Source organism: Bradyrhizobium sp. cir1, from assembly GCF_014198245.1.
In the GTDB taxonomy this organism is placed as follows: Bacteria; Pseudomonadota; Alphaproteobacteria; order Rhizobiales; family Xanthobacteraceae; genus Bradyrhizobium.
This window is the reverse complement of the sequence record NZ_JACIHE010000034.1, coordinates 34866-56718: the sequence shown is the minus strand read 5'-3', so window position 1 is coordinate 56718 and position 21853 is coordinate 34866. Positions and strand designations below refer to the sequence as shown.

Sequence of the window (21853 nt, the reverse complement as noted above, 5' to 3'; positions counted from 1 at the left end):
CTCTCGCCAAGGCATCGGCTGGTCCTCCCAGCCGACAGAGAACTGTCACCCATCCATCCGGTCTACTGTGTTACCTCTCTATCCGGTCTGGACACTATGCCACCTTCTCCCGCAAGGGGAGAAGGAAGAAAGCAAGTGCGCCTACCCCGCCTCCCGCTCCTCCGTCGGGTAGACTCCGCGCAGCACTTCCTCGAAGTGCATCTTCACGGCGTCGTTGCACAGGCAGGCGCGTAGCTGCAGGCCGTCGCGGTTGCGGACCAGGATCGATCCGCGCCGCGTATCGAGCACGCCTTCGGCTCTGAACGACTGAAGCACGCGGCTCGCATAGCTGCGCCCGACCCCGAGCAGCGTCGCGAGCTGCTCATGCGTCAGCGGCACGCTGCTCTCATCGCCGGTCCGCTCCATCGCCGCCAAAATCCATTTCGCCGTGCGCTGCTCGATCGAGTGGATGGCGTTGCAGGCGGTGGACTGGAAGATCTGCGCCAGCATGCAGTCGGCGTAGCGGACAAAGATGCTGCGCAGCGATGCCGAGCGCAGCTTGGCTGCCTCGAGCTTGCCGACATGAATGCGCGCAAAGGGGCCGCCGAACTTTACGCAGATGCGGGTGTAGGCCGGCAGATAGCCCTCGCTGACGATGCCGCCCACCGCACCCTCGCGGCCGACCAGGATGGTTTCGACATCGCGGCCGTCCTCATTGGGCACCAAGAAGGTCGCAAGCGCCGGACCGCAGGGGAAGTGGACGACCTGGACGTCATCGCCGGGATTGTAGAGCAACTGGTTCGCGGCGGAGTCTTCGACGGTGACGTGGGGGGCGAGCAGGGTGTAATCCGCCTGGCTCAAGCGCCGCAGCAGATTGTTGGCCGGCCGGCTCTCGACCTCGCTCGTCTTGTCGATACGCGCATCCATCGCGAACCCCTTGTCCTCCCCTGCACATTAGCGAGCTCTGTCCATCTCCTGTGTGCACAAGTGGACAGACTGGAGAACGGCGATGTGGTGGGTTTCGTTCCGGGAACCCTCCGATGCGCTGGGCGCAGGCATCGTGTCGCGGCAGTCCTGATCCGACAAAACCTCACGCAAAAGATGTGATCATGGCACCCGCATTCTCCGACGGCTCAGGCCTGCCCACTGACGTTCTGATCGTCGAGGACGACCCGATCATTGCAATCGATTTCGAGGATCGTCTCATCGGATTCGGTGTGAGATGCGTGCGGACCGTCGGCTCGGTGACGCAGGCGCTTGAGGCAATCGCAAAGTGCGCTCCCGATTTTGCGCTGCTCGATGTCGAGCTGATCCGCGAGACGAGCTTCGCGGTCGCCGCGCGGCTGGTCGCGCTGAAGATCCCGTTCGTCTTCGTCACCGGCTACGGCGCCGACGCGCGGATACCGCCCGAATTCACCAGCCAGCCGCGCTTGCAGAAGCCGTGCTCGAGCGATGCGCTGGAAGCGGCGCTTCAGGTAGGTGCTGTGGAATAGCGTCAGACCTGCCTGGGATCGAGCGTGGTCGACCACAGTGCGACATCGGCGCGGTCGCGCAAGGTCACCGTCATCTGGCCGGAGGCGCCGTCGATCTTGACATGACCGAAGAACTGCATGCCGGCCGACGGCGGCAGGTTCTGGCTGTCCTTGCCCGGCGCCTTCACGAAGCGCACCTCGGGCCCGAATGTGTTGTCGAGCGTGTTCGGACCGAACGTGCCGGCGTGCAGTGGCCCCGAGACGAATTCCCAGAACGGCTCGAACTCCTGGAATTGCGCCTTGTTCGGATCGTAATAATGCGCGGCGGCGTAATGCACGTCCGCGGTCAGCCACACCGTGTTGCTGACCGGCGCCATCTTGATGAAGCGGAGGATGTCGGCGATCTCGAACTCGCGGCCACGCACCGGGCCGTCGCCCTGCGCAATGGCTTCCGAGCCGCCCTTCGGCGTGTCCGAGACGATCAGGCTGATCGGCATGTCCGACGCGATCACCTTCCAAGTCGCGCGTGAATTGAGGAGGCCGCGCTTGAGCCAGGCGATCTGGTCGGGGCCGAGGAAGTAGCTGGCGGGGCCGTAAGCGGTTTCAAGATTGGCGCCGTTCGGGCCGCGATAGCTGCGCTCGTCGAGCACGAACACGTCGAGATGCGGGCCGTAGCTGATCTGGCGATAGACCCGGCCGGGCTCAACGATGCTTTCGCGCATCGGGTACATCTCGTGGAACGCACGGCCGGCGCGGGCCGCGAGCAGCGAGATGTCGCGCACCTTGTAGGCCGCCGGCAGCTCCTTCGAGAGCGACCAGTTGTTGGTCACCTCGTGGTCGTCCCACTGCACGAAGATCGGCACCTCGGCATTGAAGGCACGGAGATTGTCGTCGGTGAGATTGTATTTGTGCGCGGCGCGGTACTCGTCCAGCGTCTCGGCGACCTTGGCCTTCTCGGGAATCGTGACGTTCTTCCAGATCTTGCCGTCGGCGAGCTTCACCTCGGATGCGATGGGCCCGTCGGCGTAGATCGTGTCGCCGGAATGCAGGAAGAAATCCGGCCGGTGCTTGCGCATCGCCGAGAAGGTGAACATGCCGCCGTCGTCAGGGTTGATGCCCCAGCCCTGGCCTGCGACGTCGCCGCCCCAGACGAAGCTGACGTCGCGGCGGTCGGCCGGCGCGGTGCGGAAGCGGCCGGTTACCGGCTCTCCTTCGATCGCGCTATGCGAGAGGTCGCGGAAGCGGACGCGGTAGAAGATGTCCTGTCCGCCCGGCAGGTTCTCGATCAGCATCTTTGCGGTGAAGTCACTTTCGGGCAGCGCCGCGATCGGCGGCAGCGCGCGGGCGTCCTTGAAAGATTCGGTCGTCGCCACCTCGACCAGCATCTGCGCTGGACGGTCGGCGCGCGCCCACACCACGCCGCCGTCGACGGTGACGTCGCCCGACTGCACCCCGTGCGTGACCGCTGGCCGGTCGGCTGCGCGCGACAGATAGGGCATTGCGATGGCGCCGAGCGCGCCGGCGCCGGTGGTGAGGAAACGGCGGCGGGAGAATTTGACGTTCATGGCTGGCTCGCGGGCTGGCGCATCTTTCGCTGTCATTCCGGAGCGCGCAAAGCGCGAATCCGGAATCTCGAGATTCCCCGGTGCGCAATTGCGCACCTGTGGTCTGGTCCTTCGGACCATCCCGGAATGACGGCGGAAGCTATATTGAGACAATGTGACGCAGCAATAACGCGCGCAAGCTCTTAGGCGTTGCCGGCGGCCCTGAACTGCGCGCCCGCGCGTTGCAGGTTCTGCGGCAGGCTCATCAGCACTGCCTTGCGGTCGGCGACGGCGGCGTGGAACTGGTCGAGCGCGATGTTGAAGGCAGTGAGCCCGCCTTCCTCGATCGCGCCGTGATCGAAGCAGCGCAGCGTGTCGCGCAGGATCTCGTCGGCCTCGGCCTGCATCTGGTCGAGCTCTTCCGTCGTCTCGCTCTTGCGCGCGACGGCGATCATGTCGAGCAGGCGTTCGCGCAGATGGCTGTTGTTGTCGCGCTCGTCTTTCTTGAGGTAACCCGCGAACCAGGCACCGATCGAGCCCATGGCGGAGAGCGCCATCAGGCTCCACCAGATGTAATCACTGTATTTGTCGAGGAAGCTCTTCTCCTCGCCGTCGACGAAGGCGGCGGCGCCCGGATGCACGGGGATCACCGCGTCCTTGTCGGTATCGGGCGTTTCGATCTTGGCCGCCAGCGGGAATTCCGTCACCAGCTGCTGCCGCACGGCGAACAGCTGGCGCGTGAATGCCGCGATGGTGGTTTCGGACACGCCTTTGCGCGCCACGATGTGGTGCGAGAAGCTGATGGTCTTGACCTCGTCCTCGGGACGATCGGGCGAGCCGCCATAGGTGCCGGCGGGAATCTCGGAGGCTTCGTAGACCGGATGATTCTGCGCGATCGCGTCGGCGGAATCGATGGCAAGGAAGGTCGGCGTGCCGAAATCCTTGGTGGAGGCCGCAATGGCTTCAGCCGTGATCTTGCTGTTGACGGGACCGGCGGCGAGATAGACATCGGCCTTCTGGGCCTTGATCGCCTCGGCAGCTTCGTTGGCCGGAAACTGGATGATCTCGACCTTGGCGGGATCGACGCCATATTGCTGCAGGATCACCTTGAGCAGATTGACGTTGGCCTGGGTGCGGCCCACCACGCCGACGCGATGGCCGGCGAGTTGCGCGATCTTGGTGATCTTGGCGCCCTTCTTCTTGCCCTTGCCCTGGACCGACCACAGCACCACGACGTTCTTGCGCAGGGTCGCGACCGCCTGCGCGTTCTTCGGCACGTCGACGTCGCCGCGCACGATGGCAAGATCGACCTTGCCCTCCGCGAGCGCCTCGGCGCTGGCGGTGGCGCCGTCGGTCTGGACCGGGCGCAGCCGCACATAGCTCTTGTTCTGCGAGAACGCCTGCGTCAGCGTCTGCACGACCTTGACGTCGTCGCTGTTGGCGGGGCCCACCGCAACCTTCAGCGTCACCGGACGCATCGCGAAATAATAGCCGCCGACGAGCGTGCCGATGATGGCAAGCACCAGCGCGAGGGACACGAGCGCCGTCTTCCGCGCCGCCGATCGCGGCGAAGGCGGAGTGCGCGCTTCGGCCAGGTCCAGACCCCCGGTCATCGATCTCCCAAACAGGCGTTTCAGGCTCAGCTTCATCTCGGCCGGCGATTTAGGCGCGGAATTGTAGCAAATTTCTTGTCCGGCGGGGTTACATCTCCGTCATGGTTAGCGGATCGAGGAAATCCCCCCTGTGGACCCGAACCGTAAGCACGGTGTTAGGGTAAAGTTCCCCTGAAGCACGGAGGCGATCATGGCAGAACGGCTGGCGGCCCAAGCACGCAAGCAGGCACTGGGTGGTATCCCGGGCTGGAGCGAGGTCGGGGGACGCGACGCGATCGGGAAAACCTTCGTCTTCAAGGATTTCAACGAGGCCTTCGGCTTCATGACCCGCGCGGCGCTGGTCGCCGAGAAGATGGACCATCACCCCGAATGGCGCAACGTCTACAAGACCGTGGAGGTGGTGCTGTCGACCCATGATGCCGGCGGCGTCACGGCGCGCGACATCGAGCTCGCAAAGGCGATGAATGCCATCGCCAGGCTGACGGCTTAGCTGACACCAGGCTGACATCTTGCAGCGCCCGGCCGCATCCCCATCTTGTGATCAGCAGGACATGCGGCGATCCGCCGCTCCTGGCTGAACGGGGAGTTTTGGAGCATGGCTGCCGAGCACAGCGTCGGCTTCGAGCCGGCCGATCGGCTCGCGGAAGATCGTGAGAGCGTCCGCCGTCGCTTTTGGCGCAAGCTGAAGAGCGTCGCCGCGCAACTGCCGTTCGCCGAGGATCTCCTCGCGGCCTATTACTGTGCCTTCGACCGGCAGACGCCGCGCCATGTCCAGGCGTCCCTGCTGGGGGCGATCGCGTATTTCATCCTGCCGTTCGACTTCGTCCCCGATGTGATGCCCATGCTTGGCTTCACCGATGACGCCGCCGTGCTCGCCACCGCCATCCGCATGGTCGCCACCCATATCACGACCGAGCACCGCGAAGCCGCCCGCGCCGCGCTGAAGCGCGGCGTGGAGGAGGGCGAGGGGGCGCAGTAGGGGCGATTCAATCACACCCACCGCTGTCATTCCCCGCCTAGTGCGCAATTGCGCACGGGGGCGGGGAATCCAGTACGCTGCGGCCTCTCGATTCAATCACTGCCGTCTCGGAATACTGGATCGCCCGCCTTCGCGGGCGATGACACTGAGTGCATGGATGAGCGCTCGCTACTTCTTCTCCGCTCCCGCCCGCGCCTTCTCCGCGTCCCACGCCTGGAATTGCCTGAACAGCGTTTCCTTGTCCGCGTCGGACACGTTTGCAGCCGCAGGACTCTGCTTCAAAAACGCCTCGAAGCGCTGGCGTGTCACCGGCTCGACGCCGTGCTTGTCGAGCCATTGCTGCGCCACCGGCAGTCTGCTCCAGCCGGACAGCGGCGCCGCGAGCGAGACCTCCTTCCACTTGGGATGGAAGGGCGGGTTCTGCAGCGCGGGGAATTTCGTGAAGAACGCGTCCACGAACAGCTGGAGCTTGCGATAACGCTCGGTGTTGGGCGCCCAATTATAGGCCGCGAGCACCGCAGGCACCGCGATCGTGTCGACGCTCTCGCCCTCCTTGATCAGGTTCGGATAGTCCTTCGCGGTCAGCGTCGCCGGCAGATAGTCGCTCTGCAACGGCTTGGCGTAGTCCACCTTCGCGAGATGGAAGCGGCCGTCATTGCCGAAGGTCGAGACCGATTTGTACGGCTTGCCACCGACCACGATGACGGCGTCGATCTCGCCGGCCTTCAGCTTCTCCAGCGCGATGCGCTGCTCGACATAGACGAATTTCGCCTTGATCCCGAGCCGCTCGAACACGGTGAGGGCGGTGACGAAGGTGCCGCCGTTCGGCAGGTCGACGCTGACCGTCTTGCCTTCGAGGTCCTTCAGTGTCGCCACCGATTTCGGCGCGATCACCTGCATCTCTTCGTTGTAGAGCTTGGTCACATAGGTGAACTGCTTCTTGATGTCCTTGGCAAAGCCTTTGCGCTCGAGATAGTCGAGCGTGTCGGCGCGCACGACGCCGAGATCGACGCCTTGCAGGAACAGGATGTCGGCGACGCTCTGCACCGAGCCGCGTCCGACGATGGGCAGCACGCGGATCCTGTTGCCGTCGTCGAGCACCGAGGCGAGGTCGGCGCCGAACTGCACATAGGTGCCGCCGATCGTGCCCGTGATCAGCGTGACCGTGTTGGCGTTCAGCGCCTGCTTGGTCGAGCTCGAGCCGAACTGGAAGATGGCCTTCAGGCTGTCCGAGACCTTGGCCGGGTCGTATTCGGCCTGCTCGGCATGGGCCGTGAAGGCACAGATGGTCGTGATGGCGGCAAGCGCCATTTTCAGAACGTTACGCATGATGTCCCCTGAAGCGATCTAGTTCGAGAGCCGGGCGAGGCGCTGGCGCGCCTCCGCCGATCCGAGGCTGGCGGCGCGCTGGTACCAGTCGCGTGCGGCGACTGCGTCGGCAATGACGCTGCGCGCGTCGCTGGTGCCGAGCACCGCGGGATCGTAGGTCTGCGCCAGCAGCAGCGCGGCCGTTGCGTCCTTCGCATTGGCTGCGCGTTCGAGCAGCAGGCGCGCCGCTGCGATGTCGCCGACGCCGATCAGGCTTCTGGCGCGCGTCATCAGTCCCGCCAGCGTGTCGGCGTCGAGCGTCCTGGCAGGCTCGGGCGGTGCAAGCTGTGCCGCGACGGGCGCCGGCGCTGGCACTTGGACTTGGTTTGGGACTTGGCTTTGGACTTGGCTTTGGGCTTGCAGCGCAGTCTGGTAGGCGCTCGCAATCGCTTCGCGGCTTGGCGTCGAAGGCACCGGAAGCTCTTGCTTGTCGGCGCTCGCCAGCATCGTGTTGGTCACGCTGGCCGGATCCTTGAGCGGGACCTGGCGTACGGCCGGCAGATTGGCCTGTGCTGCGCCCGTTGCGCTGCCGGCATAGTCGGCGAGGAGGCTGCGCAGGTCGGACTGAAACAGCACGGCCGCAATCGCCGCGGCGGATATCGCAAGCCCGGCAGCGACAAGAGGCGCGACCCTGGTTTTGGGGCGCAGTGCCTGCGGCGCATATTCCCGTGGGTTCGGTGGTCCGAGCGGGTCGGACAGAAACAGTGGAATTGGATCGTCCTGCGCAAGCTCCGCGCGCCTGGCACGGGCGCGGATATAGGATGCGACGGGCGGATGTGATGCAGATCGATCGGAGTCGGGCGCGTGCGACTCCTTCGACGGACGGTAGGCCGTCGTCTCCATGGTGTGATGCTCCCCATTACTGACGCAACGCAGGGGCAGTCCCGGCTTCAGTCTTCTTGTTGTTGTCCAGAAGCGCCCCGCAAACTGGAACCGGTAAATCGCCGTCCGATTCAGCCCAAAAAACGACGGCGGTTTGCGCGAATCTGGAGATATTTGGGTTTGATTACGGCGGCGCGGCGGAATGCACCGCAATTTTGCTCGCGATGGTTGACGGGGATTTTACTAGGTGGCGGCGGGCACTTTGCTGGTCCCACACTCACTGTCATTCCCCGCGAAGGCGGGGAATCCAGTACGCCGCGGCCCATCGATTCAATCACTACCGTCGCGGAATACTGGATCGCCCGCCTTCGCGGGCGATGACAGTTGAGTGTGTGGCGATGGCGTCGCGACACCATCCGCCGTTACATCCTCACGGATGCAGGATCACCTTGCCCATGGCCTGGCGCCCCGCGAGCACCTTCAGCGCATCGGCGGTCTGCGCCAGCGGGAAGGTGCGATCGACATGCGATGAAATCTTTCCTTCCGCGGTCCACTTCACGAGCTTCTCGAGATTGGCGCGGTTCTTCGCGGGGTTGAGCCGGGTCCAGGCGCCCCAGAACACGCCGCGGATGTCGCAGCCTTTCAAGAGCGCGAGGTTCAGCGGCATTTTCGGAATGTCGCCGGCGGCAAAGCCGATCACGAGGAAGCGGCCCTCCCAGGCGATCGAGCGCAGCGCCTGCTCGGCATACGCACCGCCAACCGGATCGAAGATGATGTCGACGCCCTTGCCGTCCGTGAGCTTGCGCAGGCCTTCCTTCAGATCTTCCTTGCCGTAGTTCAGCGTCAGCTCGGCGCCATGCGCCTTCGCGAACGCGAGCTTCTCGTCCGACGAGGCGCAGGCGATCACCTTCAGGCCCATCAGCTTGCCGAGCTCGCAGGCGGCAAGGCCAGTGCCGCCGGCGGCGCCGAGCACCGCGAGCGTCTCGCCCGGCTTGGGGCTGGCGCGATCTTCCAGCGCATGCAGCGCGGTGCCGTAGATGATGATGATGCCGGCCGCGCGGTCGTAGTCGAGATTGTCGGGGATCTTGACGATCGAGGCCGCGGGCAGCGCGATCTTCTCGCGCGCGCCGTTGTGGCCGCAGGAGGCGACGACGCGGTCGCCGACCTTCAGGTCCGTCACGCCGGGGCCGATGCTCTCGATCACGCCGGCAACTTCCGCGGCGGGCGAGAACGGGAACGGCGGCTTGACCTGGTACTTGCCCTGAATCATCAGGATGTCGAAGAAGTTCAGCGCTGCGGCCTTGATCGCGATCACGGCTTCGCCGGGGCCCGCCACCGGATCCGGCACGTCGGCAAGCACGAGATCGTCGGGCTGGCAATATTGCGAGCAGAGGATGGCTTTCATGGCGGCACCTTGGGGCGTTTCGAGTGGATTTGGTTGGGTCGTTTCTGCCGGATTTAGGCAGTGGCGACAATCCGGATTCTTTGTCCAAAGCGATGCACAGACCTATCCTCACGTCATTGCGAGCGCAGCGAAGCAATCCAGACTATTTCCGCAGGACGGACTCCGGATTGCTTCGCTGCGCTCGCAATGACGCGGTGTGTGGAAACAGCGAGGATTCAAACGATGTTTGAAACGGGCCTGCTCAAGAACAAGCGCATCCTCGTCACCGGTGGCGGCTCGGGCCTTGGCGCGGCGATGGGGCGGCGCTTCCTCGCACTCGGCGCCGAGCTTGTGATCTGCGGCCGCAAGCTCGACCGGCTCGAGGCAACGGCGGGCGAGATGCGCGAAGAGACCGGCGGCAAGATCACGACCATCGCCTGCGATATCCGCGACGGTGCGGCCGTCGACAGCATGATGGATGCGATCTGGCGCGAGGCGCCGCTCGACGTCCTCGTCAACAATGCCGCCGCCACCTTCATCGCGCAGAGCGAGCAGCTCTCCTTCCGCGCCGCGGACGCGATCCTGGCGCCGACGCTGCATGGCGCGATGTATTGCACGCTCGCCGCTGGCAGGCGCTGGATCGAGGGCAGCCACGGGGGTGTCGTGCTCTCGATTCTCTCGACCTCGACCATCACCGGCCGCGCCTTCACTGTTCCCTCGGCGATGGCGAAGTCCGCAGTGCTGGCGATGACCAGGAGCCTTGCGGTCGAATGGGGTCCGAAGGGCATCCGCACCGTCGCGATCGCGCCGGGGCCGTTCCCGACCGCCGGCGCATCGGGGCAGCTCCGCCCGGAGGGCCGCGACGAAGGCTGGACCGCGCGCAACCCGCTTGGCCGCACCGGGGAACACGGCGAGCTCGCCGATCTCGCCAGCTTCCTCGTCTCCGACCGTGCCGCCTACATCAATGGCGAGATGGTGGTGATCGACGGCGGCGCGCATTTGCGCAGTTCCGGCGCCGAGGACCTGCTCGGCTGGACCGACGCGCAATGGGCCGCCCAGCGCACCGCGCGATCCGGAACCTGATCGTCGCCCTTCTGCTAACTGCCTTCCCAAATTGAACTTTCCCGGTTATCCCTGCTGCGGGGACAAAGCGCGGCCGAGCCATCTTCCAGTCACAATATTGAGGGAACCACTCCAGCATGTGGCGGGTGCTATTTTTGGCTTTGATGACGGGCGTGGCAGCGTGGGGAATCACCGATTCCGCGCGGGCACAGACAGCGCAACCGGCGCCGAAGAACGCACCGAAAGCGGCTGCGCCCGCGGCCAATACGACGGCAAAGACCGCGGCAAAGCCCGAGAGCAAACCGGTGGCCCCGGCCGCTGCGGTTGCGGGTGGTGCGGAGCCGACCCTGATCGGACAGTTCGGCACCTGGGGCGCCTATTCGGCGACGCCCAACGGCAAGAAGGTCTGTTTCGCGCTGGCAAAGCCGTCGTCGTCGAAGACCAACCCGCCGAATCGGCCGCGCGATCCCGCCTATGCCTTCGTCTCGACCCGGCCGGCGGAGAAGGTGAACAACGAAGTCTCGGTCATGATCGGCTACGCGCTGAAGCCGGGGGCGGAATCGTCGGTCGAAGTCGGCGGCGCCGCTTTCGCCATGTACACCCAGGGCGACGGCCTCTGGATCAAGAACGCGGCCGAGGAGGAGCGGATGGTCGAAGCCATGCGCAAATCCGCCGATCTCGTGGTCAAGGGCGTCTCGGCCAAGGGCACGGAGACGACCGACACGTTTTCGCTGAAAGGCCTCGCCCAGGCGCTCGACAAGATCGCGCAGGATTGTCGGCGTTAAGGCTGCGGGCGAGAAGGTCGCAATCGGCGGTTCCGGTTGCTATATAGGGCAGGTTCCAGATTTTCTTCCGTCATTCCGGGGCGATGCGCAGCATCGAACCCGGAATCTCGAGGTTCCGGGTTCAGCTCTTCGAGCTGCCCCGGAACGACCAAGCCATTAGGTCCATTCAATGCAAACCTCGACCGAGCCGCACAACGCAACATTGGTGGAGAAGACTCCACTCGAAACCTATGTGCCGCCGGCAAGACCGTCGCTGATCGGCCTGTCGCGCACCGAGCTTGCCGATCGCCTCGGCGACATCGGGGTCGCCCCGGCGCAGCGCAAGATGCGCGTGCAGCAGCTGTGGCACTGGCTCTATTTCCGTGGTGCCCAGAGCTTCGACGACATGACCTCGATCTCGAAAGGCATTCGCGCCGATCTCGCCCAGCATTTCACCGTCGACCGGCCGGAAGTCGTGGCCGAGCAGATCTCCAACGACGGCACCCGCAAATGGCTGCTGCGGCTGCCGAGCGGCGACAATGTGGAGAAGGCGCATGAGGTCGAGTGCGTCTATATCCCCGAGACCGATCGCGGCACGCTCTGCGTCTCCTCGCAGGTCGGCTGCACGCTGAACTGCTCGTTCTGTCACACCGGCACGCAGCGCCTGGTGCGCAACCTCACCGCCGGCGAGATCGTGGGACAGGTGATGGTCGCGCGCGATCGCCTGAACGATTGGGCCGATCGCGAGGACGGCACGCGCCGCGTCACCAACATCGTGATGATGGGCATGGGCGAGCCGCTCTACAATTTCGATGCGGTGCGCGATGCGCTGCTGATCGTCGGCGACAATGAAGGCATCGGCATCTCCCGCCGCCGCATCACGCTGTCGACCTCGGGCGTGGTGCCGAACATCGTGCGCGCGGGCGAGGAGATCGGCGTCATGCTCGCGATCTCGCTGCATGCGGTGCGCGACGAGCTGCGCAACGAGCTGGTGCCGCTCAACCGCAAATATCCGATCAAGGAGCTCTTGCAGGCCTGCCGCGACTATCCCGGCGCCTCGAACGCGCGCCGCATCACCTTCGAATATGTGATGCTCAAGGGCGTCAACGATTCGCTCGACGATGCCAAGCTGCTGGTGAAGATGCTCAAGGGCATCCCCGCAAAAATCAATCTCATCCCGTTCAATCCCTGGCCCGGCACCGCCTATGAATGCTCGGACTGGGACCAGATCGAGAAATTCTCCGAATACATTTTCAACGCCGGCTATTCCTCGCCGGTGCGCACCCCGCGCGGCCGCGACATCCTCGCCGCCTGCGGCCAGCTCAAGTCGGAGACCGAAAAGCTCTCGGCCAGGGAACGCCAGGCGCTGCGCGCCATGGCGATGACGGATTAGTTTCTCATGCCCACGCTCTCGCCTCCTCGTCATTGCGAGCGAAGCGAAGCAATCCAGAGTGTCGCCGCGGAAGCAGTCTGGATTGCTTCGTCGCAAGCGCTCCTCGCAATGACGGGAGAGGTGGTTTTGACGCCATGTCCCTGATCGGCCGACTCATCGTCATCTTCATCGGCTTTCTCGCCGCCTGCTTTGTCGGCGGCATGATCGTGGTCGTCGCGCTGCTGTTTCCGGAATTCGCCGATCTCGGCGCCGGTCCCGTCGATCAGGGTGCGATCGATATCCTGCTCGGCTTCGGCTTCATCTTCGTCTCGGGCTTCGCGCTGGTGCCGGCGGCGGTGATCGTCGCGATCACCGAAGCGCTCTACATCCGCAGCGCACTCGCTTACGCCGTCGGCGGCGGCCTTGTCGGGCTCGCCTGCTATCTCGGCCTCGTTCCCTTCCACTCCGACACGCTGCAGTTCGAGGGGATCGTGCGGCGTCACCTGGAAATCATGACCGGCGCCGGCATAGTCGCCGGCGTGGTCTACTGGCTGATCGCCGGCCGCAACGCCGGCGCCTGGCGCAACCCGCCGCCCCCGCGCCAGCCGCCTCCGCCATTGCCGGCGAATTCGCGGCCGGATGCGAGGTGATTGTCTTACCCTCCCCTGGAGGGGGAGGGTCGATCGCGCATAGCGCGAGCGGGGTGGGGTGACAGACTATCGGCGACGTCGGAGTGGGTGGCTTCACCCCACCTCGGTTCGCATTTCGCTTCGCTACATGCGAACCGATCCTCCCCCTCCAGGGGAGGATGGGCACCTTCCTTGGGGTTCCCATCTCCTTCCCACTCCGCTAAACCGCGCGCCATGAACCGGACTGGACTCTTCATCGCCCTGGCACTGTGGCTCGTGATCGGCGTCGTCTTCGGCCTCTATCCCGAGCTCGATCTCAAGCTGGCATCGCTGTTCTTCGATCCCGAGACCAAAACCTTTCCGCTCAAGCTGAACGACTGGGCCGGCTTCGCGCGCGACGCTGCGATGTGGATCGCCTGGGCGTTTGTGCTACCTTCGCTGGTGGCGCTTGTGGTCAAGATGATCCGGCCCGACCGGCCATTGATGGTATCGGGGCGCGCGATCGTGTTCCTGCTGGTGACGATCATCCTGTCGGCCGGCATTCTCACCAATCTCACCTTCAAGACCTATTGGGGCCGGCCGCGTCCGGTGGTGGTGACGGAGTTCGCCGGCGACCAGCAATTCGTGCCGTGGTGGGATCCGCGCGGTGGCTGCGCGCGCAACTGCTCGTTCTTCTCGGGCGAGGGCGCGACCGCGTTCTGGACGCTGGCCCCTGCCGCGCTGGCCCCGCCGGCCTGGCGGCCGCTCGCCTATGCCGGCGCGGTGGTGTTCGGCCTCGTGACGTCAGGGCTGCGCATGGCGTTCGGCGGGCACTTCTTTACCGATGTCTCGATCGCCGGCCTCGTCACCTTCGTCGTGATCTGGTTCGCCTACGCGCTGATCTACCGCTGGCCGCGGACCCGGTTTTCGGACGAGGCGGTGGACGCCGCCCTGACCCGGCTGAACATGCCCGCCTACCGGCTCCGCCAGCGCCTGTTCGGCCGCAAGACCGACCCCGCGCCGGTCGATTTGAGCCATTAAATGCGTGCCGAGCCCTGCGAAATTTGATATTCGCGCGGTCAACATCAGCCCCTTGAGACCCGATTGGAAGCCCCATGACCACGATCCTGAAAAGCCTGCCCAAGGGTGAGAAAGTCGGCATCGCTTTTTCGGGCGGTCTCGACACCAGCGCGGCGCTGCTCTGGATGAAGCAGAAGGGCGCGCGCTGCTACGCCTACACCGCCAATCTCGGCCAGCCGGATGAGGCCGACTACAACGAGATCCCGCGCAAGGCGATGGAGTTCGGCGCCGAGAAGGCGCGCCTCGTCGATTGCCGCACGCAGCTGGTCCATGAAGGCATCGCCGCGATCCAGTCCGGCGCCTTCCACATCTCCACCGGCGGCATCACCTATTTCAACACCACGCCGCTGGGGCGCGCCGTTACCGGCACGATGCTGGTCGCGGCCATGAAGGAGGACGGCGTCAACATCTGGGGCGACGGCTCGACCTTCAAGGGCAACGACATCGAGCGCTTCTACCGCTACGGCCTGCTCACCAATCCCGGTCTGAAGATCTACAAGCCCTGGCTCGACCAGCAGTTCATCGACGAGCTCGGCGGCCGCGCCGAGATGTCGGCGTTCATGACCGCGCAGGGCTTCGCCTACAAGATGAGCGCCGAGAAGGCGTATTCGACCGACAGCAATCTACTCGGAGCGACTCACGAGGCCAAGGATCTCGAAAGCCTCGACAGCGGCATCAAGATCGTCAACCCGATCATGGGCGTGCCGTTCTGGCGCGACGATTGCGCCGTCAGGGCCGAGAAGGTCGTGGTGCGGTTCGAGGAAGGCCAGCCGGTTGCGCTGAACGGCCAGACCTTCTCTGATCCGGTCGCGCTGTTCCTCGAAGCCAACGCGATCGGCGGCCGCCACGGCCTCGGCATGAGCGACCAGATCGAGAACCGCATCATCGAGGCCAAGAGCCGCGGCATCTACGAGGCGCCCGGCATGGCGCTGCTGCACATCGCCTATGAGCGCCTCGTCACCGGCATCCACAACGAGGATACCATCGAGCAGTACCGCATCAGCGGCATGCGGCTGGGACGCCTGCTCTATCAGGGCCGCTGGTTCGATTCGCAGGCCCTTATGCTGCGCGAGACCGCGCAGCGCTGGGTCGCGCGCGCCGTCACCGGCGAGGTCACGCTCGAGCTGCGCCGCGGCAACGACTATTCGCTCCTCAACACCGAGAGCCCCAACCTCACCTATGCGCCGGAACGGCTCAGCATGGAAAAGGTGGAAGACGCCGCCTTCACGCCGGCCGACCGCATCGGCCAGCTCACGATGCGCAACCTCGACATCGCGGATACGCGCACGAAGCTCGGTCTCTATTCGAAGACCGGTTTGCTGTCGGGTAGCGAGGGCTCGCAGATATTCAAGCTCGAGAGCGACAAGGGGTGAGGCTCTCGTAGCCCGGATGAGCGAAGCGATATCCGGGACTTTCTCGCCACATGGATAGACCCCGGATGTCGCTTCGCTCATCCGGGCTACAAGCGATAGCTTCGTTCGTCATTGCGAGCGAAGCGAAGCAATCCAGAATCTCTCCGCGGAGACAGTCTGGATTGCTTCGTCGCTTCGCTCCTCGCAATGACAAAGAAATGGCCGGGATCGCTCCCGGCCATTTGCGTTTGTGCTTCGCCTCAGCGCGGCGGCGCGGTGCCGGGCGGGGGCGGCGGCAGCGAGGCCTGCCCGCCGTTGAGCAGCGGCGTGATGCGGCGGATTGTGACGCGCCGGTTGATCAGGCTCGGTCCCTGCGTCTGCTCCTTCAGATACTGCTCGCCGTAGCCCTGTGACGTCAGGTTCTCCGCCGGCACATTGAACTGCTGCGTCAGCAATTCGGCCGCGGACTGCGCACGGCGGTCCGACAGCGACAGATTGTCGACCTCGTTGCCGACCGCGTCGGTGTGGCCCTCGATCAGGAACACCTCGCGCGGGTTGCGCTGGATCGCCTGGTTGAGGCCGTCGGCGATCACCTGCAGCCGGGCCGCCTGGTCCGGCGGGATGGTCCACGATCCCGTCTCGAAGTTGATCGTATTGACATCGATGCTCGGCATCTGCATGCGAACATTCGGGCTGTAGCGGATCTCGTCGAGCGAGTAGCGCCGATCGATCCGCTGCACCGGCGGGGCCTGCATGGTCGCATAGATCACGTCCGGCGACGCCTCCTCCGCGTCGACGATGTAGCGATCGTAGGGAATGTTCACGACCGGCGGCGGCACGTCGACATAGAAGCCGCCGACCGACCGCGGATCGCGGTAGCTGTTGTCGATGATGACGATCTCGCGCCCGCCGGGGTCCCTGCGGATTCGTCGCAGCAGCGAGCCGTCCGGACCGACCACGGTAATCACCTCGCTGCCATCGGGACGGATCACGACGGTGCGGGTTTCGCCGCCGATCGTGTCGGTGCGGATGTCGCGGGCGCCGTAGCGGAAGCGATAGAGATCGTTGCCGCGGACATAGGCCTGCCCGCCCGGATCGCGGATGATGATGCGGTCCGGCTCGTTGTAGATGGTGCGGCCGCCCTCGACGACCTCGCGCCGCTGGTTGTGGAGATCGGCAATGGTCGCGCCGATCACGGCACCGGCCACCACGCCCGCGCCGATCGCGAGCGGAGTCAGGTCACGCTGCGGCGGGCGGGGCGGAGGCGGCAAGGGTGCAGCGACCGTCGGCGCGGCCTGGAAGGCCGGCGCAACCGTCGGCGGACGGTATTGGGCCCGGTTGGGCGGTGGCGTAGCGGCCGCGGAGCCGGGGACGACCGTCGGGGCTGCAGCGCCAGCGGGCGCCGCGGGCCGGGGCGGCAGGGCGCCGGCCTGGGGCGGCGCAGCCGGAGTTCCGGCTGCGGGGGCGCCGGCCGGAGGCGTTCCGCCCTGTTGGCCGGGAGTTGGCGTCGCCGTCGGGGCTGGGGCCGTGCCGGGAGCCGGGGTCGCTGATCCCGGACGTCCGGCCGGCGGCGTCGCAGTGCCACTGGGGGCCGGCGTTGCCGTTGGAGCGGGGGTCGCGCCGGGAGCTGGCGTGGCCGATCCCGGACGTCCGGCCGGCGGCGTCGCAGTGCCACCAGGGGCCGGCGTTGCCGTTGGAGCAGGCGCAGCACCGGGGGCCGGCGCTCCCGCCGCCGGAGGCGAGCCGGGACGTGCGCCGGGCGGAGGTGCGCCGGGGCGACCGGCCGGCGGTGCGCCGGGCGTGCTGCCCGGAGCCGGCGTCGCCGTGGGCGCAGGTGTCGTGGTCGGCGTGGGTGTCGCCGTCGGAGCGGGAGTGGCTGCCGGCGCTGGCGAGCCCGGGCGGGCCGCAGGTGCACCGGCTGAAGGGGCCGTGGGCGTCGCCGTCGGCGCAGGCGTGGGCCGCACCGCGGGCGCCGCTGCAGGAGGCGGCGGAGGTGTTGGAGTTGGGTGCGCGGCAGCGGGAGGCTGTGCTGGCGGCGTCGGCCGTGCCGCAGGCGGGGCCGGAGGCGGCGGCGTCGGGGCATGCTGCTGCGGGGCCGCGGCCGGAGGCGGTGCTGTCGGTGTTGGAGCCGGCCGTGTCGCGGGCGGCGCCGGAGGCGGCGGTGTCGGAGCGTGCTGCTGCGGGGCCGCAGCCGGAGGCGGTGCAGCAGGTTTCGGTGCGGCAGGCGGCGGGGGTGGCGGCGGCGGAGCCGGGCGGGCCGCAGGGGGCGGCGGCGGAGGCGGCGCTGCAGGGCGCGGCGGTGCGGCTGCCGGCGGCGGCGCAGCGGGCGGGTGGGGCGGTGCAGCGGCGGGTGGTGGCGGTGCAGCCGGACGCGGGGGCGCAGCAGGCGGCGCGGCCGCGGGCGGGCCCTTCGGCGGCTGCTTCGGTTTTCCGTCAGGGCCGGTCTCTTGCGACTGAGCCGGCTGGGCCTGCGCGACCACGAGCGGCGAAGCGCTCTGCGCATGCGATGCGGTGTTGGCCAATTGCATCGCGGTGAGAGCCGTCGTCGCAAGCAGCACGAAACGAAGGTTGGTCATGGTGGTGAACTTCCCCGGAAGGTTCTTTGACGAAGTGGTTGGGATGAGCAGCTACGCGTTAGGCCGCATTGTGGCGGGCGAAGCGGTCGCGGCCCGATTTATTTCTGCACGCAAATCATCTCACTATGGCGACGTTCATTGCGCATTCAGACGCTCCTTGCAATCGCCTCACATGTGGTGCGTCGCCTCACATGTGCTGCCGCGGCGGTGTTGCGTCCGTCGCAGGATTGGGCGTGAGCGGACCGTTCGGCCCGCGCGATGGAATCTCTTCAGGCACGTGGCCCGGCAATTCGTCGGGTCGTGGTGATTCGCCGGGCTCGTGCACCGGCGGCGTGATGTCGGGCTGCGGATTGCCGGGCGGAATTCCCGGCGGCGGCTCCGTGGGAGTCCCCGGTGTTGCCGGTGGAATCTCGGGCGGTTCGATCGGCATCGGCATCATCGAGATCGTTGTCCAGAGAACGATAACGACGATGCCGTGCCGATGTTCCCTCTCGCATCGAGTCGAAGCGCCCTATTCGGGCAGATGGCAGACGGCCTCGATGTTGTGGCCATCGGGATCGAGCACGAAGGCGCCATAATAGTTCGGGTGATAATGCGGCCGGATGCCCGGCGGACCGTTGTCGCGGCCGCCCGCCGCGATCGCTGCCTTGTAGAATGCGTCGACCGTGGCGCGGTCCTTTGCCGCGATCGCGACATGCACCGGCTTGTTCATCGCGCCTTCGCCGCCGATCCAGAAGTCCGGCTTGCCGTCGGCGCCGAATCCGGCCGCCGCAGCGTGACCGGTCTGCTCCGCCGTGACCTCCATGATCAGGCCGTAGCCGAGCGGCGCCAGCGCGTTGGCGTAGAACTGTTTCGCGCGCTCATAGTCGGAGACAGAGAAACCGAGATGGTCGATCATCGTAACCTCCGTTGTTCGTCCGTCAGCGTGACAGGAATGTATTGCTTCGCGTCTTGCGCGCGACCGCAAAGCCGCGCGCGACCATGTCGGCAATACAGTCCTGCTGCCAGTCGTTTTGTGACAGATGCTCGATCACGACCGCGCGCGGCCACAGCGATTGCTGTGCGTCGCGGAAGAAGCCGATCAGCACGCGGTCCTCGAAACCCTCGACATCGATCTTGAGCGAATCGACCTGCGCGATGCCGGCCTCGTCGAGAATGCGCATCAAGCGCAGTGACGGCACCTTGATGGCGTCGGCGCTCGCCGCGCCGGTCACGACATGCGTGGCGCCGAGATTGCCGCCGCCGCTCTCGATCATCAGCTCGCCGTCGCTGTCGCCGGCCGCGGCCTGAACCAGGCGCACCTGCGTCGCTTTCGATGCGGCATGGTTGAAGGCGAGCCGTCCGAAGGTCAGAGGATGCGGCTCGATCGCGACCACCTTGCCTTGGGGGCCGACCTGCCGCGCCATCACCAGCGCAAACGTGCCGACATTGGCGCCGACGTCGACGAAGGTGCCGCCCACTGGGGTGTGCTGGCGCAGGAAGTCGAGCTCGTCGAGATTGTAGTCGGGATTGAACAGCGCGCCGCGCTCGGTCGCGCTGCCCTGATGATAGAAGCGGAACGAGGCGCCCTGATACTGCACATCGATCGGGCCGCCGCGCAGCAGATTGACCAGCCGCGACAGCCAGGGCCGGAACGCACCGCGCTTCAGCCCCGATCGCGTCGCAAGGCTGATAATCGCGGCCTGCGCCGCGTTCGGCGCAAACGCGCCGAACGGCGCGGTTGATGGAGCTTTGTCGGGCGTCAAGCAGCAGGTCCTCGTAGCAAGCGGCGCATGCATAGCCGGTTTTGCCGAGGGCCACAATTTCGGTGTCGTCCCGGATCTGCGCGCCTTGGGCGCGCTTGTCCGGGACGACGACCAAAAATTTCGCTCGCTTGCAAGCGCGACAGCGCCTCACGCCGCCTTCTTCGGCGCTTTCCGCTGCCTCAGGAATCGCCCGAGCAGCCTGCGTTTGCCCTTGCGCGGGATCAGGTCGACGTCGCTGACGAGCTTGGCGCCGCCCTTGCGGCGCTCCAGCACGATCTTGCGGCTGTGAAAGGCTTCCAGCTCGGCGCGATGCGCGACGCTGACGATGGTCGCCTTCGGCAGCTCGTCGGTGACCATCTTCATCATCTTGTCCTGGCTCTTCTCGTCGAGCGCCGAGGTCGCTTCATCGAGCACGACAATGTCGGGCTTGTGCAGCAGCAGCCGGGCGAAGGCGAGGCGCTGCTTCTCGCCGCCCGACAGCGTCTGGTCCCAGGGGCCTTCCTCCTCGATCTTCTCCTTGAGATGCTCGAGTCCGACCTTGTGCAGGGCTTCCCCGATCTCCTCGACGGTCCAATCCTCTGCGGCCCCGGGATAGGCGACGGCGCGGCGCAGCGATCCCGTGGGTACGTAGGGCCGCTGCGGCAGCATGAACAGCCGCCGGTCGGGATGGAAGTTGATGCTGCCGTCGCCCCATGGCCATAGCCCCGCAATGGCGCGCACCAGCGTGCTCTTGCCGGTGCCGGATTCGCCGGCGACGAGCAGCCGCTCGCCGGGCTCGATCACCACCTCGGTCTCGCCGACCACAGCGGTTCCGTCATCGAGCGTCACCGAGAGATCATGCAGCTCCAGCATCGCCTCGCTGCGCGTCTCGCCGCGCTGGATGCGGCCGAGGCCGTCGCCCTGCTCGGCGCGCTCGAGGCCGTCGAGCGACATCATCAGCGAGGCGATGCGGCGCGCGCAGGCGTTCCAGTCGGCGAGCCGCGGATAATTGTCGACCAGCCAGCCGAATGCGCTCTGCACGATGGTGAAGGCGGAGGCCGCCTGCATCACCTGCCCCAGCGTCATGCTGCCGTCGAGGAATTTCGGTGCGCAGAGCAGGAGCGGCACGACCGGTGCAACGAGGCTTGATCCTTGCGACACCAGCGTGGTGCGCATGTGTTGGCCGGCCAGCCGTGCCCATTGCCGCAGGACGCTGGCGAAGTTGCGGTCGAGGCCGTCGCGCTCCTCCTCTTCGCCACCGAGCAGCGCGATGCTTTCGCCGTTCTCGCGCACGCGTGTCAGGGTGTAGCGGAAATCGGCCTCGGCCTGGTTCTTGTCCTCCGAGACCTGCACGAAGCGCCGGCCGATCACCGTGATCGAGCCGGAGGCGATCGCGGCATAGAGAATCGCGGCGATCACCAGGAAGCCGGGAATGGTCACCGAGGAGCCGCCGAGCGTGACGGTGAGCGCGCCGCCGATGGTCCAGAGCACGACGATGAAGGTCGCGGCCGACAGCAGCGCCGAGGTGACGCCGGCGAGGAAATCGACCGGCGCGTCGGTCGCAATGCGTAAGTCTTCCGCGATCCGGTATTCCGGATTCTCGTGGTCGCCGCCGACGAGGTTGAGCTGGTAGTAGCGCCCGTTGGTGAGCCAGCGCGTCAGCACGCTGCCCGTGAGCCAGGCCCGCCAGCGCCGCTGGATGCTCATGCGCGCGAACACCTGCGCGACGCCGAGCACGATGCTGCCGATCGCGAGCGGGAAGAACAGTGCGGTGAGATGGAAGACGCTCGTCGCGTCGCGCTGCTCGATGGCATCGAAGATCGCGCGATTCCAGACATTGATGCCGTATTGGAAGCAGACGGTGAGGACGATCAGCACGCCGAGGCCGATCGAGAACGGCCAGGCGAGGCGGTCGCCGCTGCGGCCCCAGAAGCCGCGCGCGCTGATCCAGAACCGCGTCAGCAGATAGTCCTTGCGGGCCTGCTCGGCCTCTTCGGGCGAAAGCTCGGGATCGGGTTCGAGCACCTCGGGCGGCGGCGGAGCGACCTCGTCGCCGTTCTCGCCTTCGATCTCGACAATGGGTGGCGTCTTGCCCTGGTCGCGCTTCCCGGCTGGCTTTTGCATGGCCGGATAACGCGAGAAAAATCAGCCGGT

The 21853-nt window shown here is 66.1% G+C and carries 20 protein-coding genes; 9 read left to right on the top strand and 11 right to left on the bottom strand.

The features are described 5' to 3' along the window. Positions 1 to 141 precede the first annotated feature (141 nt). Entirely contained in the window at positions 142 to 906 is a 765-nt protein-coding gene (locus tag GGD63_RS36635) for a Crp/Fnr family transcriptional regulator (RefSeq protein ID WP_183249673.1), read from the bottom strand. A 182-nt stretch (positions 907 to 1088) separates the two neighbouring features. Here GGD63_RS36635 and GGD63_RS36630 point away from each other — a divergent pair, with 182 nt between their 5' ends. Continuing rightward, on the top strand, positions 1089 to 1472 hold the full coding sequence (locus GGD63_RS36630) for a response regulator (protein WP_183249671.1): 384 nt from the start codon (positions 1089 to 1091) through the stop codon (positions 1470 to 1472). Between the two features lie 2 nt (positions 1473 to 1474). Here the strand turns inward: GGD63_RS36630 and GGD63_RS36625 are convergent, their stop codons facing one another. Next, positions 1475 to 3016 carry an alkaline phosphatase gene (locus tag GGD63_RS36625; protein WP_183249670.1) on the bottom strand — a complete coding sequence of 514 codons (1542 nt, stop codon included), beginning with the start codon at positions 3014 to 3016 and terminating at the stop codon, positions 1475 to 1477. 182 nt (positions 3017 to 3198) lie between these two features. Further along, the gene (locus GGD63_RS36620) at positions 3199 to 4644 is read right to left on the bottom strand and encodes a TAXI family TRAP transporter solute-binding subunit (protein ID WP_183249668.1); all 1446 of its coding nucleotides are present in this window, start codon (positions 4642 to 4644) and stop codon (positions 3199 to 3201) included. 154 nt (positions 4645 to 4798) lie between these two features. On the opposite strand from GGD63_RS36620, the gene GGD63_RS36615 reads away from it, so the two are divergent. Both GGD63_RS36615 and GGD63_RS36610 read left to right on the top strand, forming a co-directional pair. Beyond that, a complete protein-coding gene (locus GGD63_RS36615) occupies positions 4799 to 5098 on the top strand; it encodes a 4a-hydroxytetrahydrobiopterin dehydratase (RefSeq protein ID WP_183249666.1) in 300 nt (99 codons plus the stop codon). 105 nt (positions 5099 to 5203) lie between these two features. Then, positions 5204 to 5587, top strand: coding sequence for a YkvA family protein (locus GGD63_RS36610; RefSeq protein ID WP_183249664.1), 384 nt, complete (start codon positions 5204 to 5206; stop codon positions 5585 to 5587). Between the two features lie 168 nt (positions 5588 to 5755). Here the strand turns inward: GGD63_RS36610 and GGD63_RS36605 are convergent, their stop codons facing one another. From GGD63_RS36605 to GGD63_RS36595, 3 genes are all read right to left on the bottom strand, one after another. After that, entirely contained in the window at positions 5756 to 6916 is a 1161-nt protein-coding gene (locus tag GGD63_RS36605; protein WP_183249662.1) for a TAXI family TRAP transporter solute-binding subunit, read from the bottom strand. An 18-nt stretch (positions 6917 to 6934) separates the two neighbouring features. Then, complete coding sequence (locus tag GGD63_RS36600) at positions 6935 to 7798, bottom strand: hypothetical protein (RefSeq protein ID WP_183249660.1); 864 nt, start codon at positions 7796 to 7798, stop codon at positions 6935 to 6937. 409 nt (positions 7799 to 8207) lie between these two features. After that, positions 8208 to 9182, bottom strand: coding sequence for an NADPH:quinone oxidoreductase family protein (locus GGD63_RS36595; RefSeq protein WP_027523470.1), 975 nt, complete (start codon positions 9180 to 9182; stop codon positions 8208 to 8210). Positions 9183 to 9404: 222 nt separating this feature from the next. Here GGD63_RS36595 and GGD63_RS36590 point away from each other — a divergent pair, with 222 nt between their 5' ends. The 6 genes from GGD63_RS36590 (at position 9405) to argG (ending at position 15420) form a co-directional block, all read left to right on the top strand. Further along, the gene (locus GGD63_RS36590; RefSeq protein WP_183249659.1) at positions 9405 to 10244 is read left to right on the top strand and encodes an SDR family oxidoreductase; all 840 of its coding nucleotides are present in this window, start codon (positions 9405 to 9407) and stop codon (positions 10242 to 10244) included. A gap of 116 nt (positions 10245 to 10360) precedes the next feature. Further along, complete coding sequence (locus GGD63_RS36585) at positions 10361 to 11008, top strand: invasion associated locus B family protein (protein ID WP_183249656.1); 648 nt, start codon at positions 10361 to 10363, stop codon at positions 11006 to 11008. Positions 11009 to 11177: 169 nt separating this feature from the next. After that, the gene (gene rlmN / locus GGD63_RS36580; RefSeq protein ID WP_183249654.1) at positions 11178 to 12380 is read left to right on the top strand and encodes a 23S rRNA (adenine(2503)-C(2))-methyltransferase RlmN; all 1203 of its coding nucleotides are present in this window, start codon (positions 11178 to 11180) and stop codon (positions 12378 to 12380) included. 134 nt (positions 12381 to 12514) lie between these two features. Continuing rightward, positions 12515 to 13009 carry a hypothetical protein gene (locus GGD63_RS36575; protein ID WP_183249653.1) on the top strand — a complete coding sequence of 165 codons (495 nt, stop codon included), beginning with the start codon at positions 12515 to 12517 and terminating at the stop codon, positions 13007 to 13009. 213 nt (positions 13010 to 13222) lie between these two features. Further along, the gene (locus GGD63_RS36570) at positions 13223 to 14008 is read left to right on the top strand and encodes a phosphatase PAP2 family protein (protein ID WP_183249651.1); all 786 of its coding nucleotides are present in this window, start codon (positions 13223 to 13225) and stop codon (positions 14006 to 14008) included. Between the two features lie 74 nt (positions 14009 to 14082). Then, positions 14083 to 15420, top strand: a complete 1338-nt coding sequence (argG, locus tag GGD63_RS36565; protein WP_183249649.1) for an argininosuccinate synthase — start codon at positions 14083 to 14085, stop codon at positions 15418 to 15420. Between the two features lie 239 nt (positions 15421 to 15659). Here argG and GGD63_RS36560 read toward each other — a convergent pair whose 3' ends face one another. The 5 genes from GGD63_RS36560 to GGD63_RS36540 all read right to left on the bottom strand — a co-directional run bounded on the left by GGD63_RS36560 (position 15660) and on the right by GGD63_RS36540 (position 21823). Next, complete coding sequence (locus tag GGD63_RS36560) at positions 15660 to 17975, bottom strand: OmpA family protein (RefSeq protein ID WP_183249647.1); 2316 nt, start codon at positions 17973 to 17975, stop codon at positions 15660 to 15662. A 187-nt stretch (positions 17976 to 18162) separates the two neighbouring features. After that, positions 18163 to 18405, bottom strand: coding sequence for a hypothetical protein (locus GGD63_RS36555; RefSeq protein WP_183249645.1), 243 nt, complete (start codon positions 18403 to 18405; stop codon positions 18163 to 18165). An 81-nt stretch (positions 18406 to 18486) separates the two neighbouring features. After that, a complete protein-coding gene (locus tag GGD63_RS36550) occupies positions 18487 to 18873 on the bottom strand; it encodes a VOC family protein (RefSeq protein ID WP_183249643.1) in 387 nt (128 codons plus the stop codon). 22 nt (positions 18874 to 18895) lie between these two features. After that, positions 18896 to 19720, bottom strand: coding sequence for an FkbM family methyltransferase (locus GGD63_RS36545; RefSeq protein WP_183249641.1), 825 nt, complete (start codon positions 19718 to 19720; stop codon positions 18896 to 18898). A gap of 147 nt (positions 19721 to 19867) precedes the next feature. After that, entirely contained in the window at positions 19868 to 21823 is a 1956-nt protein-coding gene (locus tag GGD63_RS36540; RefSeq protein WP_183249639.1) for an ABC transporter ATP-binding protein/permease, read from the bottom strand. Between the last annotated feature and the right edge of the window lie 30 nt (positions 21824 to 21853).